Annotated in this window: 15 protein-coding genes; 7 read left to right on the forward strand and 8 right to left on the reverse strand. The window is 65.8% G+C overall.

What is annotated here, in order from left to right; translation table 11 throughout:
* Window positions 1–36: 36 nt before the first annotated feature.
* Together AB7C87_RS08445 and AB7C87_RS08450 are read left to right on the forward strand one after the other, a co-directional pair.
* On the forward strand, window positions 37–1521 hold the full coding sequence (locus tag AB7C87_RS08445) for a dihydrolipoyl dehydrogenase (protein WP_369728994.1): 1485 nt from the start codon (window positions 37–39) through the stop codon (window positions 1519–1521).
* A gap of 156 nt (window positions 1522–1677) precedes the next feature.
* The gene (locus AB7C87_RS08450; RefSeq protein ID WP_369728995.1) at window positions 1678–2514 is read left to right on the forward strand and encodes a DUF1109 domain-containing protein; all 837 of its coding nucleotides are present in this window, start codon (window positions 1678–1680) and stop codon (window positions 2512–2514) included.
* A 54-nt stretch (window positions 2515–2568) separates the two neighbouring features.
* Here AB7C87_RS08450 and AB7C87_RS08455 read toward each other — a convergent pair whose 3' ends face one another.
* On the reverse strand, window positions 2569–3381 hold the full coding sequence (locus AB7C87_RS08455; protein ID WP_369728996.1) for an aldo/keto reductase: 813 nt from the start codon (window positions 3379–3381) through the stop codon (window positions 2569–2571).
* 880 nt (window positions 3382–4261) lie between these two features.
* Window positions 4262–4507 (reverse strand): ferredoxin, encoded by a 246-nt coding sequence (locus AB7C87_RS08460; RefSeq protein ID WP_369728997.1) that lies wholly within the window; start codon window positions 4505–4507, stop codon window positions 4262–4264.
* Between the two features lie 259 nt (window positions 4508–4766).
* On the opposite strand from AB7C87_RS08460, the gene AB7C87_RS08465 reads away from it, so the two are divergent.
* The gene (locus tag AB7C87_RS08465; protein WP_369728998.1) at window positions 4767–5975 is read left to right on the forward strand and encodes an inorganic phosphate transporter; all 1209 of its coding nucleotides are present in this window, start codon (window positions 4767–4769) and stop codon (window positions 5973–5975) included.
* Between the two features lie 54 nt (window positions 5976–6029).
* On the opposite strand, the gene AB7C87_RS08470 is transcribed toward AB7C87_RS08465, so the two are convergent.
* A complete protein-coding gene (locus tag AB7C87_RS08470) occupies window positions 6030–6257 on the reverse strand; it encodes a zinc-ribbon domain-containing protein (protein ID WP_369728999.1) in 228 nt (75 codons plus the stop codon).
* Between the two features lie 25 nt (window positions 6258–6282).
* Window positions 6283–6729 (reverse strand): universal stress protein, encoded by a 447-nt coding sequence (locus AB7C87_RS08475; protein WP_369729000.1) that lies wholly within the window; start codon window positions 6727–6729, stop codon window positions 6283–6285.
* Window positions 6730–6832: 103 nt separating this feature from the next.
* Between AB7C87_RS08475 and AB7C87_RS08480 the strand changes: the two genes are divergently transcribed.
* The 3 genes from AB7C87_RS08480 to AB7C87_RS08490 all read left to right on the forward strand — a co-directional run bounded on the left by AB7C87_RS08480 (window position 6833) and on the right by AB7C87_RS08490 (window position 11200).
* Window positions 6833–9217, forward strand: a complete 2385-nt coding sequence (locus tag AB7C87_RS08480; protein WP_369729001.1) for an ATP-dependent DNA helicase — start codon at window positions 6833–6835, stop codon at window positions 9215–9217.
* 28 nt (window positions 9218–9245) lie between these two features.
* Window positions 9246–9821: a KEOPS complex subunit Cgi121 gene (gene cgi121, locus AB7C87_RS08485; protein WP_369729002.1), complete on the forward strand. Its 576-nt coding sequence runs from the start codon at window positions 9246–9248 to the stop codon at window positions 9819–9821.
* A 185-nt stretch (window positions 9822–10006) separates the two neighbouring features.
* Window positions 10007–11200, forward strand: a complete 1194-nt coding sequence (locus AB7C87_RS08490; protein WP_369729003.1) for an LEA/WHy family protein — start codon at window positions 10007–10009, stop codon at window positions 11198–11200.
* Between the two features lie 63 nt (window positions 11201–11263).
* Here AB7C87_RS08490 and AB7C87_RS08495 read toward each other — a convergent pair whose 3' ends face one another.
* Both AB7C87_RS08495 and AB7C87_RS08500 read right to left on the reverse strand, forming a co-directional pair.
* Window positions 11264–12112, reverse strand: a complete 849-nt coding sequence (locus tag AB7C87_RS08495; RefSeq protein WP_369729004.1) for an iron-sulfur cluster assembly protein — start codon at window positions 12110–12112, stop codon at window positions 11264–11266.
* A complete protein-coding gene (locus tag AB7C87_RS08500) occupies window positions 12112–13173 on the reverse strand; it encodes an amidohydrolase family protein (RefSeq protein WP_369729005.1) in 1062 nt (353 codons plus the stop codon). Before AB7C87_RS08500 ends, AB7C87_RS08495 begins: the two co-directional genes overlap by 1 nt.
* Window positions 13174–13393: 220 nt before the next feature.
* Here AB7C87_RS08500 and AB7C87_RS08505 point away from each other — a divergent pair, with 220 nt between their 5' ends.
* Window positions 13394–14437, forward strand: a complete 1044-nt coding sequence (locus AB7C87_RS08505) for an NAD(P)-dependent alcohol dehydrogenase (protein ID WP_369729006.1) — start codon at window positions 13394–13396, stop codon at window positions 14435–14437.
* A 24-nt stretch (window positions 14438–14461) separates the two neighbouring features.
* Here the strand turns inward: AB7C87_RS08505 and AB7C87_RS08510 are convergent, their stop codons facing one another.
* Together AB7C87_RS08510 and AB7C87_RS08515 are read right to left on the reverse strand one after the other, a co-directional pair.
* On the reverse strand, window positions 14462–15043 hold the full coding sequence (locus AB7C87_RS08510; RefSeq protein ID WP_369729007.1) for a VIT1/CCC1 transporter family protein: 582 nt from the start codon (window positions 15041–15043) through the stop codon (window positions 14462–14464).
* 2 nt (window positions 15044–15045) lie between these two features.
* Window positions 15046–15327 (reverse strand): DUF211 domain-containing protein, encoded by a 282-nt coding sequence (locus tag AB7C87_RS08515; RefSeq protein ID WP_369729008.1) that lies wholly within the window; start codon window positions 15325–15327, stop codon window positions 15046–15048.
* Window positions 15328–15333: the final 6 nt, after the last annotated feature.

A 15333-nucleotide genomic window follows, 5' to 3' on the forward strand; every position in this document is an offset into this window, starting at 1 on the left:
CCGGTTTTAGGCGATCAGCCATCGTCGGAACGAGATATGGACGCGTACGATATCGTCGTAATCGGTGGTGGATCGGGCAGTCAGGTCGCGACCGCCGCCACAGACCGAGGGCTCGAGGCGGCCGTGATCGAACGAGGGCCGCTGGGCGGGGCCTGTATCACGCGTGGCTGTGTGCCCTCGAAGGCGCTGATCCACCGCGCTGACGTCGTCGACGAGATTCGAGGAGCCGCGAAAACGGGGATCGACGCCGAGGTGAACGACGTCGACTACGGCGAGATCACGTCCGCGATCCGGGAAACCGTCTACGGGAAAGCCGACAGACAGGAACGGAGTCTCCGCGAGCGCGAGCACGTCACGCTCTATCGCGGCGAGGGACGGTTCGTCGACGACCGAACCGTCGCGGTCGACCTCGAAGAAGAGGCGACCGACCGGGGTGGCGACAAAACGAACGGTGGGGGAGAAACCGTCGAACTCCGCGGCGAGTCCGTCGTCGTCGCCGTCGGAAGTCGGCCCACGGTTCCGCCGATCGACGGCATCGAGGACGCTGATTACCTCACGAGCGACGACGCGCTCTTCCTCGAGGAGCGGCCCGATTCGCTCGTGATCGTCGGCGGCGGCTACATCGGAGCCGAACTCGGCTACTTCTTCGGCGCGATGGGGACCGACGTCTCTCTGGTTGGGCGAAGCGACCGACTCGTCCCGCGAGAGGACCACGAGGTGAGCGACGCCGTGACCGAGTCGCTCGAGCGCTACTGTGACGTCTACACCGGTCACGAGGCGACGCGCGTCTCGGGCGGCGACGGTGGCGTCGGCGTCGAGGTGGAATCGGCCGACAACGAGGCGATCGAACTCGAGGGCGAGCGCCTGCTGATCGCGACCGGTCGACGACCGAACACAGATACCCTCTCGCTCGAGGAGACTGGGATCGAAACGGACGACGCGGGACACCTCGAAGTCGACGACCGGCTCGAGACGGGCGTCGACGGCGTCTGGGCGCTCGGCGACGTCGTCGGCACACAGCCGTACAAACACGCCGCCGACTACGAGGCCGAGATCGTCTCGGCGAATCTACTGGAAGAGAGCGAGGTTGGGGACGTCGGAGGCGACGCCGAGCGGACGGTCGACTACGACGCAATGCCCCACGCCATCTTCACGAAGCCACAGGTCGCAAGCGTCGGGCGGACGAGTGGAGAGCTCGAGGATAACGAACGGGAGTACGAGTCGACGACGGTGTCGTTCGACGCCGCGCCGTTGGGGATGATCCTCGAGACGGACGGCTTCGTGAAGGTCCTCGCCGCACCCGACGGCGAGATCCTTGGCTGTCACATCGTTGGGCCGCAGGCCTCGACGCTGATTCAAGAGGTGGTCGTCGCGATGGAACGCGGATCCGGAACCGTCGACGACGTCGCGGGGTCCGTCCACGTTCACCCGGCGCTTTCGGAGGCCGTCTACGCGGCGTTCGACGACCTCTCCTCGAGGCCGTTCTCGACGGCACCTGACTGGCGGGACGTAGCCGACTGACGACGTCTCGGGAACCTTTGACGTCGCCTCCGGTCGTGATCGGAGTCGAGCGTTCGTCGGTTTGCCGTCGGTGAAGGCCGGACAGCCATATGTGTCAAACAGGTAGCCATTCGAAAGAACGATTGTGATCGGTTCAAAACGCCTAGGTGTCCCTCCATGAACCTCGACCTCGACGGCGGCAAGGTGTTGTACGCGCTGGGCGTCGTCTTCGCCCTCGTTGCGCTCCTGTACTTCGTCCAGGACGTGGTGTTCGGGCTCTCGATCACGGTCCGATCGGCGTTGTTGTTCGCCCTGTTCGTCGGCTTCTTCGCCGGCGGCGTCGCCATCGGTCGCGGCGCTCTCGACGTGGTGTCGTTCGCGCTGGCGGCGATCACCTACACGGTGTTCGTCTGGTACGTCGTCAACCGGTACGACCCCGGCGAGACCGGAATCTTCCTGGCGCTGGCCGTCTCGGCGGCGCTGTTCGTCGGGCTGGGCTACGCCGTCCGCGAACGAGGGGTCACGATCAGCCTCCGTACCGCGGGGGTCGTCGTCCTCGCGTTGCTCTGTGTGAGTCTCGTCCTCGTTGGCGCGGACGTCCTCGGCGGCGGCGTCAGCTACGATACCGATCTCGAGGAGTCCGTGACCGTAATCCCAGCCGAAGAGGACCCGACGGACCGGGACGGAACCCCAGCCGAGGTTTCCGTCGGAACGGCCAGCGCGACCAACGAGTTCGTCTTCACGCGTCCGCTCGATCACCCAACGATCTACGGCTGTGTGGCCGGAAGCGACGACGTGCTCGGGGACGAGGTGTCGGTCAGATACGAGAGCTATCAACATCCGGATGCGATCGGTGCCAACGAGGAACACAGCGTCGAACTCGAGGCACGTCTCCTCCTCGAGGATGACGTCGACGAGACGACGCTTTCGGTCGAACGCGTCGACGACCTCGAGAACTGTGACGTGACTCGCTCGGAGCCGACGCTGATCGTCGTGGTCGACGAGAGCGAATGAGACGCACCCATATAGAGCGCGTGAACCGGGCAGAAACGCGGTGTCGTCGAATCGCTACCGGTTCCAGGGTCCGTGGTCGGGATCGATCACGCGGTGTCGGCGGTCGATCGAGTCGATCAGCGCGAGGTCCTCGTCGTCGAGGTCGATCTCGAGGGCCGCGAGGTTCTGTGTCGCGTGCTCGCGACTGCTGGCTTTCGGGATGACTGCGACGGGATCGTGTGAGAGCAACCACGCGAGCGAGATCTGGGCCGGCGAGGCGTCGTGTTTTTCGGCGACCTCACGGATCTCGGGAACGTCGAACACCGCACCCTGGGCCAGCGGCGAGTAGGCGACGAGCCAGTGGTCGTGTTCCCGTGCGTAGTCGACCAGTTCCTCCTGGGGGAGCAACGGATGCATCTCGACCTGGTGGGCGAAGATCGGTGCCTCGAGGTGCTGGCGGGCCTCGTCGAGCAGTTCCGGAGTGAAATTCGAGAGGCCGACGTTGCGAATCTTTTCGGCCTCGTAGGCCTCGTCGTACGCCGGCAACACCGCCTCGTGGTCGTAGATTCCCGTCGGCCAGTGGACATAACAAAGGTCGACGGCGTCGACGCCCAGCCGCTCGAGACAGCCGTCGATGGCCTGGGGGACCTGCTCCGACTCGGGAGGCACGTCGTGGTGGACGGTCTTCGTCGAGAGGAAGACGTCCTCGCGGTCGACGTCGCTGGATCGGATTCCTTCGCCGACGTAGCGTTCGTTCTCGTAGACCTGCGCCGTGTCGACGTGGCGGTAGCCGACTTCGAGGGCCGTCCTGACGTTTTCGGTCCACTGCTCGCGGTCGTCGGCGGAGTACGTCCCGAGGCCGATTCGGGGGAGCGAGTCTCGAGGCATCGACTCGATGTAGCCAGCATCGACGGTTTACCTTTCCGAACGCGGCAGATCGATCGTCGGCGGGGTCGACCGGTGTCAACTCGTCCGATTCGACGCTCGTATACAGCGATACCGAGAGATAGCTCGACGGTTGGGGCGGTTTGGGTGGTGGGTTTTGCCCCGTCGGAGACCAGTGGAGTGTCTGTGAAACGAAGAGAGGAGAGTGCAAAGAGAGGAGACCCGGTACGGAGTGCTGTACCGATGTCCCGGCGGTGAGTCGAACCGTGTGAGACGAGTCTCGGTGGAGGAGTGCAGCGAGTCCACCGTTGCAACCGCCTTCGAATCGCGGTCACGCTGGAACTGACGGACAGCAAATCGTCTGAGTGCGCTCGTGCCCTCCGGGTGGATCGCTCAGCGACGCGGCCCCCTGCGGAAACGATCGCATTTCGATCACCGGGGGCCAGTCGATGGTTCGTGCCCACCGGTCCTACGAGTTGGCCATTCGGTTGCATGGACGGTTTGTCGGGGCGGATACCGGTATCGATAGACGCTCTCGTACCAACACTGTTTGGCCGCAGTGTCTTGTCACTCTGTGCGATAGTTCGGCGTACACTCGCGGAAGATCACAGTCGAGCGCCCCCGGCGGGTCATCCCGATCTCTGGCGGGCGGCGATCAGCGGTGTATCGGATTGTCGTAACGGGTTACCGGTGAAATCGCGGGCGGGTCGTCGTTTCACCAGCTTACAGCAATCCGTCTCAGAGGCACGCCTTCCGCGAGTGTACGTCCACGTCCACACCGAGCGGTCGCGAGTGATCCGCGATCGACGAATCCGTCCAGTCTCGAGTGACGACCAGTATCGCCGAATTCGCCCTTCCTGTTAGGACCGTTCCGTCGAGTGCATCAGGGAATCAACTGCTCGCCGTCGTCGTCGTAGATCCTGATCGCGTCGACGGGACACGTTCGCGCGGCGAACTTCGCGTCGAGTTCCGCGTCTTCGGGCACCTCGCGGACGAAGACACCGTCTTCGGTCTCCTCGCTCCCCTCGAGGATCGCTTTTCCCCTCGCTTTGTCCTTCTCGAAGGCGTCCCACTCGGCGACACACTGATACATCCCGATACAGGTGTCCTCGTCGAATTCGACTTTCATGGCCGACGGTTGGACCGATGTGGGTAAAGCACTGACGGGATTCCGCGTCGCACCCGATATTCCGGGACGGAACGGTCGCTCGAGCGCGTCGCTGAGCACGACCCAGTCCTCGACGTCGGCTGTGGCAGGCCAGCACGCCCCGTAGCACCAAGTACGCGTGTTCGGCATCGGCTCGAGGCTGGCCGGGTAGATGTCCGAACCGACTCGAGGGCGATCGGACGAACGCTTATCCGGCCCCTCGTTGAACGTCGCGTGACGGATGGTCGCGCTGTCGTTCGTCGTCCTCGTCGGGATCGCGATCGTAACGTGTCTGTTCATGGCGTGGGTCCTAGGTGCGAACAGTAACTCGCCGCCGTTCGCGCCGGCGATCGGAGCGAACGCCATCTCGACGATGCGAGCCGCGTTCGTGATCGGCCTGCTCGCGGCCGCGGGGGCGCTCATGCAGGGCGGGAGCATCTCCGAGACCGTCGGTGCGGACCTCATCGACGGCGTCGCGATCACGCCGCTCGCGGCGACCGCCGGATTGCTGACGGCGGCGACGTTCATGGCCGTCGGAATCTACACGCGGTATCCGATCCCCGCGGCGTTCGCGACGACGGGCGCGATGGTCGGCGTCGGGCTCTCGCTCGGCGGTGATCCGGCGTTCGACACGTACCAGCGTCTCGGTACGTTCTGGGCGCTGGTGCCGATCATGTCGGGTGGACTCGCCTACACCACGGCGGTCGTCCTCCGCCGGGACGACGTTCCCGAATCGGTCGGCGTCCCACTGCTCGCGGGCGTCGTCGGCGCGATCGTCGCGAACGTCCGAATCAGCGTGATTCCGGACCCCGCGACCGACCAGGGAACGATCGCTCGAGCCGTCTCCCGGCAGTTCGGCGGCGGTCCGACGCTGGTCGCGGGCGTCGACCTCGGGACCGTGCTCGTGACGATCGTCCTCGGCGCGCTCGCGTATTACTGGGTCCGAAAGCGCGTCCTCGTCTCGGTCGAGGACGGGATCCGGTCGTTCCTGCTCGTCCTCGGCGGTATCGTCGCCTTCTCCTCGGGCGGCTCCCAGGTCGGGCTCGCGACCGGGCCCCTCGAGAACTTGTTTCGCGTCGAACTCGGCCTGCCGGGGATCACCCTGCTCGCGCTGGGCGCGGCGGGTATCCTCGCCGGCGCCTGGATGGGGGCGCCGAGATTGCTGCAGGCGACCTCACGGGAGTACGCCCAACTCGGCGTTCGGCGGTCGATCGCCGCGCTCGTCCCCGGTTTCGTCATCGCCCAGTTGGCGATTGCTCTCGGCATTCCGATCTCGCTCAACAACATCATTCTCTCGGGGGTGATCGGCGGCGGACTGGCCGCGGGATCGGCCGGCGTCTCCAGGCGAAAGATCGCCTTCACGATCACCTTCTGGCTGCTCACCCTCGCCAGTTCGATCGCCGTCGGATACGGGCTCTACCGGCTGCTCGCGACGATCGTCGGTGCCTGATCGACATCGCGTCTCGAGACGCCGCCGGACGCCTCGAGTCCGTGACCGGGCGGCTTACCCTGCTGGTGACAGCAGGTAGCTCCCGCCGATCGCGAGGACGCCGACGAAGACCCCGAACAGGCCAACCGGCGGCGAGACGAGCGCCAGCGCGCCGCCGAAGACGAGCGCGCCGACACCGACGCGCCAGGCGATCGACTGCGGATAGTAGCCACAGTGTGGGCACTCCTCGGCGTGTCGCGAGATTTCTTCCCCACAGCGTCGGCAGTAGTACACCGGTTTCATCGTTTGATCGGTTCCCACTCGAGCGTTATCTGATCACCGTCACGGGACGCTCGGTCCGTTCGACGACCGTCGCCGCAATCCCGCGACCGAGCAGCCGGCGGGTCAACCCCGTCGCGCGCTTTCCGTGGCCGTAGACGACGACGTGGTCGATCCGTTCGTCGCCGGCGTATCGGGGAACGACGGTGCCGGGGCGTCCCTCCGCGACCTCGATGCGGACTCGGTCGATCACTGTCCGATCGTCGAGTGACTCGGCGGCCGACTCGAGTACCGATTCCGCCCGCTCGCGTGTCGCCTCCCCCCGTTCCTCGTCGCGCTCGAGGACGCCGCCCTCGCTCAACGGGGCGTCGAGCGGCGTCACGACGGCCAGGAGCGTGACGTCGGCGTCGGGGAACGTCTCGAGGGCGTACGCGAGGGCATCGTCCTCTTGCGGGCGGCCGAACGTCGGGACGAGAACGGTGTCAGGGTCGGCCATACGGCGTCGTTCGGTCGCCACACCCATCGATCTGTCGCCGACCGGTGTCGCGGGATCGGCGGGAGACGACAGTTTAAACCGCGGGACGCACCAACGACGGGTAATGAATCTCGAGGAGCTGTCGGGGCTCCCGCCCGGTGCCATCCAGCACTTTCGACAGGAAGGGGTCGAGGAGCTCTACCCGCCCCAGGCCGAGGCCGTCGAGGCTGGCGCGACCGACGGCGAGAACCTGGTCGCGGCCGTGCCGACCGCAAGCGGCAAGACGATGATCGCCGCCCTGGCGATGCTGTCGGCGATCGAACGCGGCGGGAAGGCGCTCTATATCGTCCCGCTGCGCGCCCTGGCCAGCGAGAAAAAGGCCGAGTTCGACGCCTACGAGTCCTTCGGCGTCACGACGGGCGTTGCAACCGGCAACTACGAGTCGACCAGTGAGTGGCTCGCGACCAAGGATCTCATCGTCGCGACCAGCGAGAAAGTCGACTCGCTCGTCCGAAACGGCGCCGACTGGCTCTCCGATCTCACCTGCGTCGTCTCGGACGAAGTGCACCTCATCGACGACCGCAATCGCGGACCGACGCTCGAGGTGACCCTGGCGAAGCTCCGCCAGCTCAACCCCGGCCTCCAGGTCGTCGCGCTCTCGGCGACGGTCGGCAACGCGGACGAGGTCGCCAGCTGGCTCGACGCCGCACTCGTCGACTCCGACTGGCGGCCGATCGACCTCCGGACGGGCGTCCACTACGGCAACGCACTCAACTTCGACGACGGCTCGACCCGCGAGGTGCCGATCGAGGGATCGGAAAAACAGGAGGCCGCGCTCGTCCGCGACATCCTCCAGGAAGGTGGCTCGTCGCTCGTGTTCGTCAACTCCCGCAGAAACGCCGAGGCCGCCGCCCGACGATTGGGCGGCGTCTCGAGTCCCGAACTCACCGACGAGGAGCGAACGGAGTTGGCCGACCTCGCCGCAGAGATTCGCGACGACAGCGACACCGAGACCAGCCGCGACCTGGCCGACTGCGTCGAACGCGCCTCGGCGTTTCACCACGCCGGCCTCTCTTCCACCCAGCGGAGTCTCGTCGAGGACGCCTTTCGCGACCGCCTGCTGAAGGTCATCTCGGCGACGCCGACGCTCGCGGCCGGCGTCAACACGCCCGCCCGCCGCGTCGTCGTCCGCGACTGGCGACGGTTCGATCCGAGCGCCGGCGGGATGGCTCCTCTCGACGTCCTCGAGATCCACCAGATGATGGGACGGGCCGGTCGCCCCGGGCTCGATCCTTACGGCGAGGCCGTGTTGCTGGCAAAGAGCCACGACGAGAGCGAGGAGCTGTTCGACCGGTACGTCTGGGCCGAACCCGAGGACGTCCGCTCGAAGCTCGCCGCCGAGCCCGCCCTCCGAACCCACGTTCTCGCCACCATCGCCTCCGGCTTTGCCCGCACCCGATCGGGCCTGCTCGACTTTCTCGAGGCCACCCTGTACGCGAGCCAGTCGACCGAGGCGGGTCGCCTCGAAGCCGTCACCGACGACGTCCTCTCGTATCTCGAGCGAAACGAGTTCGTCGAGCGCGACGGCGGAAAGACCGATTCGAACGCCGAGGCCGTCACCGACGACGCAACGAACGCGTTCACCTCCGCGGCCGAACTGGCGAGTAAGGAAGCCACCGAGGTCGAACTCGAGGCGACGAGCCTCGGACACACCGTCTCGCGGCTCTACCTCGATCCGATGAGCGCCGCGGAGATCGTCCACGGCCTCGAGACTTGTGAGGAGCGCCCGACAGCGCTGGGGCTCTACCAGTTGGTCTCGCGCACCCCCGATATGTACGAACTCTACCTCCGATCGGGCGAGGACGAGAAATTCGGCGAACTCTACTACGAGCGCGAGCGCGAGTTGCTCGGTGACGCACCCAGCGAGTTCGAGGAGAACCGCTTCGAAGACTGGCTCGCCGCCCTGAAAACCGGCAAACTGCTCGAAGATTGGGCCGAAGAGGCCGACGAGGAGGCGATCACCGAGCGGTACAAGATCGGTCCCGGCGACCTGCGCGGGAAAGTCGACACCGCGGAGTGGTTGCTAGGCGCCGCCGAGTCACTCGCCCGAGAAGTCGACAGTGAGTGGACCGTCGCGGTTCGGGAGGCCCGCGCCCGCGTCGAACACGGCGTCGGCGAGGAACTGCTCGAACTCGTCTCTGTCGGCGGCGTCGGCCGTAAGCGCGCCCGCCGGCTGTACGACGCCGGAATCGAGGAGCCCGCCGACCTGCGAACCGCCGAGAAGGGCGTCGTGCTCTCGGTGCTCAAAGGAGAGAAGACCGCCGAAACGATCCTCGAGAACGCGGGGCGGGAGGACCCCTCGATGGACGGCGTCGAGCCGGTCGGTCTCAGGGACGGAGCGGTGGCCGACTCGAGTACCGGCCGTGGCGAACGCGACGGATCGAACGAGCCGTCGGCGGACGAACGAGCAGAGGCGGACGAGAGCCAGTCGAGCTTGGGTGATTTCTAATGAAGCGATTCCGCGGAGGGGAGGCCTGATGGAACTCCTCGAGTGTCGGCTCTCGATCGGCGATCTCGATTCGTTCGTCGCGACTATCGGCGAGGTCGGCGATCGATTCGGCGTCACGATCCAGGCGTTCGACGCTCGCTACGTCGCCGACCGCCGGCATCTGGAGCGGGCAGTGGAGCTGGCCAACAGGGCCATCGAACGCGACGAGAACGTCGCCAGGGATCGCGCCGTCGAGATCCTGCTGTACGCCGCCGGTCGTCGCCAGATCGATCGGGCGCTCGAGATGGGCGTCAGCGAGGGTGAAATCCCGGCAGTCGTGCTGATCGACGCGTTTCCGGTCGATCCCGACGGGCGGGGAAGGGGAGCCGCCGAACGGGCGAACGCAGATCGGGCGGACGCAGATCGAGCGAACGCCGAGGCACGCGCCCTCGAGGCCGTTCGGGATCTCGAGGCGGTCGTCGACGTGGAGCCGACGCTCGACGACCGCGACGACGAGCGGCTGTGTAGCTTTTTCGACGTGACCGACGCGGAGCGCGGAGCGACCGACGCCCCGCTTTCGGCGCTGGTTCGCGAACGGGTGGCGTTGCTCGAGGTCGAAAAGTAATCGCCGATCGGTGGTATCGGTATCCGGACACGACGGACGGCCCCGAGAAGTAATTCGTCTGATAAACACCTCGAAACTAACAACGCGTTTCTGTCTCAAACAGCCTGTTTCTCCTGTTTAGGACAGATAATTAACACGCTCTGAATACCCCATCTATATTGTAGTTCAGTGCCAGAGGCGGACGTATGATCAGGAAGGTGGCGGCGGTCGCGGCTGCGGTCGTCGTCTGTCTCGTCGTCGTCCTCGGCGGCCTGTTCGCCACAGGAGTGCTCGGGGTTCCCGACGCCGGCCTCGAGGACAACGCGTGGGGCGAGGTCGACGACGAACGGATCGAGGTGATCACGACGGTCTGGATCGACAACCCCAATCCTGGCCTCGAAATCGACGATCTGGACGTCGAGTACGCGCTCGCGATGAACGACGTCTCCCTCGCCGACGGGGAGTCGGCCGACGTCACCGTTCCGTCGGGTAACTCGACGACGGAGCTTCGAACCGACCTCCAGTACCACCAGCTTCCCGCGTGGTGGGCGACACACATCGAGAGTGGCGAGGTGAGCGACGTAGAAGCCGACGTGGTCGTCCACGCCGACGTCGGACCGCTCTCGGGATCGCCATCACACGCCCACGAAGACGAGATCGAGACCGACCTCGAGCCGATGATCGCCGACGCACTCGCCGAGATGGAGGGCGAACACTCGCTCTCGCCAGGGGCGTCCGAGCGGTCGGACACGATCCTCGAGCCCCGGGTCGAGATCGAAGACACCGACGCGGCATGGGGTGACGTCGACGAGGAACGGACGGAGGTCCACCTCACCTTCGACGTCCACAACCCGAACGCGTACCCGCTTGCGACCCCCGCGTTCACCGGCGAGATGGAGTTCAACGATCGACTCGTCGCGGAGTGGGACGCCCACGACGTCGACGTCGTCGGCGGGACGTCGGAAACCCACATCCCACCCGGCGAGAGCCGTGAGATTACGTTCGTCGCAACACTCGACAACGACGACGTCGCCGAGTGGTTCGCGACCCACGTCGACAACGAGGAACTCACCGACGCGGAGATGCGCGCCCAGCTCGCCATGCAGATAAACGACCACACGGTGACCGTCCCGCCCGAGGGCGAAGCGATCGAGTGCGAGTACGAGATGACGACCGCCATCTTCGTCGAACAGGAGGCCGACCTCGAGTCGGAGGGCTGTTCGTTCACACCGTGGGCCGTCCCCGACGACGCGGCGCTTGCAGACCACGGCGTGCTCGTCGACGAAAACGGCGAGAACGACCTAGTCGGGTTCGACGACGGTCCGAACGGCGTCGATGGAACCGGCGAAGACGACGGAACCGCGACGCTCACCGACGGCGAAAACGTGACGGGCCTCTAATCCTCGCGGTTCGCTTTCGCGACGACGCGACAGGAGACTCGAGGGGCGCGTCGAGTCGACCCGCTACTCGCCGCCGTCCGAGTCGACCCGTCGTTTTCTGGCCTCGTTGAGCCCGTCGCAGATCCCGGCTTGACCGGACATGTTGACCTGCGTGAGCCGTCCGCGACGGTGAACCAGCTCGAACGAATCCGGCGGAATCGTCTCGCCCTCGGGCGTCCGGAACAGCGCGTTCTCGGGTGTCGAGACGACGCCAGTCGCGCGGGCTTTCTCGAGGTACCGCTCGATCGGCTCCGCGGGAACGACGACCCCGACCGTATGCGCCTGGGCGTAGACGACGATCCGCTCCGTAGCGTTCTCGTCCGAGATACCCGCGTTTGCCGCTGTGCCGGGACGGGGAGACTCGTCGGCGAGTTCCGCTGGTAACCGCTCGAGATCGGCGAGTCGAAGCGAGACGATCGTTTCGGGGTCGAAACCGGCCTCGATCAGGGTTTCGACGGCGTCGTACTGTCGTGCGACACGGGCCTTTTCGTCCAGATTGGCGCGGACGCCGTCGATGCCGCCGTCGGCATCGGGAAACGCGTCCTCGAACGACCGCCGCTCGTTCACGCCACGGTTGATCTCCGCGTCGTGCATGTGCTCGCGGAGGACGACGGTCGCCGTCTCGACTGCCGGCAACGATTCGATCGCGTCGCGGGCGTCGACTGCCATCATCCAGGCGAACGCCGGCGAGCACCACGCGGTCGGGAGCGTAAACTCGAGAGTCACCTCCGCGCCGTCGATTTCGATCGAATCGACGTACTCGAGGGCCACGATCGAGTGATCGAGTTCCGGGTCGGTCACGGATTGGAGCGCGTCGCGGACGGTCGACTCCTCGAAGGAAGCGACGGCCGCGTCGGCGGTGCGGTCGCTCATCAGTCGGCCGCGGCGGGTTCGCCGCTCGCGTAGTGATCGCCGAGGTCGAAGCGGTCGCTGATCTCGTCGTCACGGAAGGTTCGGCGCTTGTCCTCGATGTCGATGTCGTACAGCGCCGCGGCGTTCTCGCCCATCACCTTCCGCTTGGTCTCGAGGTCCCACTCGACGCCGTACTCGGCTCTGTGTTCGGGCATCAGTTCGGCTTCCATCACCGTCTCGACGAGCCAGTCGGGGTTCCACAGCGCGTAGTCCGAGCCGAACAGGAGCCGGTCTTCGCCAAGCCACCACAGAAGCTCCGACATGATCTCGGAGAACTTCCCGGGACGGTTCTGGGCGAACGGCGCGGCGACCGCCAGTCCGCCGTAGACGTTCGGCTCCTGGGCGGCGATCCAGCAGAAGTCATCGAGCCGGGGCAGGCCCACGTGTTCGACGACGAAGTTGAGATCCGGGAACGACGAGGCCGCGTCGTCGACGTCCTTGACGTCGAAGGCGTCGCGGTTCAACGGTCGGATCGTCGGCCCTTTGTGCGGGTGGACGTTCTCGATGCCGAGTTCGGCGCACTTCTCCAGGAATCGAAACGCCTCTTCGTCGTCGAGTCGCCACCCCTTCGACTCGCCGCGCCACTCGGCGGTGTACAGTTTGACCCCCGAAATGTCGTACGTCTCGTGGAGGTCCTCCAGGTGCTCGATCCCCGTCTCGCCGTCGCGCGGATCGAAACTCCCGTTCAGGACGAACCGCTCGGGGTAGGCCGTCGCGAGTTCGGCGTTCTGGTGGGTGGTGTTGAACCCCTCCTCGTAGAAGTCGGTGAGGTACGTCGGCTGGAAGATAGCCATATCCGCGGCGGCGTTACCGAAGATGTCCTCGAGCATCCGGTCTGAGCCGTAGCGGCGGTACTCCGAGAGGTCCCACAGGCGGTCTTCCGGCGTGAACGTCGTGTGATAGTCGTAAAAACACCGGATGAACTCCTCGCCGCCCTCGTGTTTGATGTTCTGTTCCGATGCGTCCCAGAGATGGACGTGTGCGTCGATGACGAAGATGTCCTCCCCGTCGTGATCGTACATAACGGCATGGATGACGCTAGCATCCACCATGAGGTTTTTTCGCACGATCGGGACGGTCGTCACGACCGAACGGTCGTGATGTCGGGTCGAGCCGAGTTCCCGGTGCCGGACCTCGGCTGTAACGAAACGCACAACCTCGAAACGTATCAGAGCCGACGAACGAACGCACTCGAGAGGTGTGAGATTTTTGGTGTGGGCCGTCGGAGTGTCACACGTTACCATGCAAGCCGCGCGCCTCCACGAGTACACGGACGAGATGACCGACGCGCTCTCGATCGACGACGTCGACAGACCCACTCTCGAGCACTCCGACGGGGTGTTGATCGAAGTCGAAGGCGCGGGCTGGTGTCAGACGGACAACCACATTATCGAGGGGATGTGGGAAGAGTACGTCCCCCAGGAGCTACCGATGACGCTGGGTCACGAAAACGCCGGCATCGTCGCCGAGGTCGGCGACGAGGTCACCCTCGTCGAGGAAGGTGATCCGGTGATCTGTCACCCCGTCCAGAGCTGTGGCATCTGTCGGCCCTGCCGACTGGGCGAGGACATGTACTGCGAGAACAGCGCGTTCAACGGGCTGACGACCGACGGCGGCTTCGCCGAGTACCTGCAAACGAACGAGCGCGCGGTCATTCCGCTGCCCGAGGGTGCGGATCCGACGGAGATCGCCCCCCACGCCGACGCCGGCATCACGGCCTACCACGCAGCGAAGAAGGCGGCCGACGAGTTGAATCCGGGCGACGCCTGCGTCGTCATCGGCATCGGCGGTCTGGGCCACATCGGCCTCCAGTGTCTCGATGCGATGACCGCGGCCGACATCGTCGCTGTGGACCTCAAGGACGAAGCGCTCGAGCTGGCGGCCGATCTCGGCGCCAGTCACACGGTCAACTCGGGCGAGGAGGACGTCGCGGGCGTCGTCGCCGACGTGACCGACGACGACGGCGCCCAGCAGGTGCTCGACTTCGTCGGCGCCGACGAGACGACCGGCCTCGCACCCGACGTCCTCGCCGCAGGCGGCGACCACCACGTGATCGGCTACGGCGGCCACGTCCACGAGCCGTCCCAGACGCTCGTCGACGGCGAGATGGCGTTCCGGGGAACGCTCGTCGGCAAGTACGCCGAGCTTCAGGAACTCGTCTCCCTCGTCGACCGCGGCGACGTCGCCCTCCACACCGAACAGTACGGGCTGGACGAGATCAACACGGTCGCCGAGCGACTCGAGCACGGCGAGATCGAGGGGCGGGCGGTCGTCCTTCCGTCCTGACACCCCGCTTTTAGCGACGTCGAATCATCCCGGCAAGAGCACGTTGATCCCCGCCACGACGAGTCCGGCGAGCCCCATTCTGACCGCCGCGACGTACCACCGCTGGCGGGAGATCGATGCGAGGTAGATACCGAACGTGGACAGTACGAGAACGCCGACGGTGATCGAAGCGAGCACCGCCTGAAACATCGTAAAAACGACCCCCTCGAGCGCGAGCGGGACGAGCGTGAGCGTAAAGGCGAGCAACGGGCCGGACGCGCTCGCGACGGCGTGGACGATCTGGGCGGCGCGGTGTTCGCGCTGGACGCGCGTATCCTCGAGTTCCGTAAGCATCGCCCGTTCGATCCGCTGGCGCTCGGCCAGCGCCTCGGCGCGTTCGATCTCCCAGACGCTCCAGACGCCCGAGGTGCCGAGGCCGACGGCCGCGCCGAGACCGATCGCGACGACGGTGAATCCATCCCCGATACCGGAGAGATAGGCACCGACGACGACGCCGATGCTCGTGAGCGTTCCGTCGAACCCGTTGGCGATGAAGTACCGTCGGGAGATCGATCGGACGTCTTCCTTGCCGAGGACGCGTCGCAGACGGGCGACTCGAGACGCCATCGTCAGCCGAGCCAGGGATCGTCGACGGTTCGCGACCCGCAGGCGACCTGGTCGATCGAGTGGACCGACGCGCTGAGATCCTCGATTTCGGCGCGGATCACGTCCATCTCGAGATCCGTCCCCTCGATCGTCACGCGGAGCGTCTTGACGTTCTCGTCGACCTCGATGACCGTCGCGGTGACCGCCTCGATATCATCCAGCTCACCCAGCTGAGACGCGAAGGAAACGACGCCGGGGTCGTGGGGTTTCAGGACGTCGAGGACGAGTCGCGTTATCGGAGCCATGATCGT

This window comes from Natrarchaeobius versutus (assembly GCF_041205745.1).
Classification (GTDB): Archaea; Halobacteriota; Halobacteria; order Halobacteriales; family Natrialbaceae; genus Natrarchaeobius; species Natrarchaeobius versutus.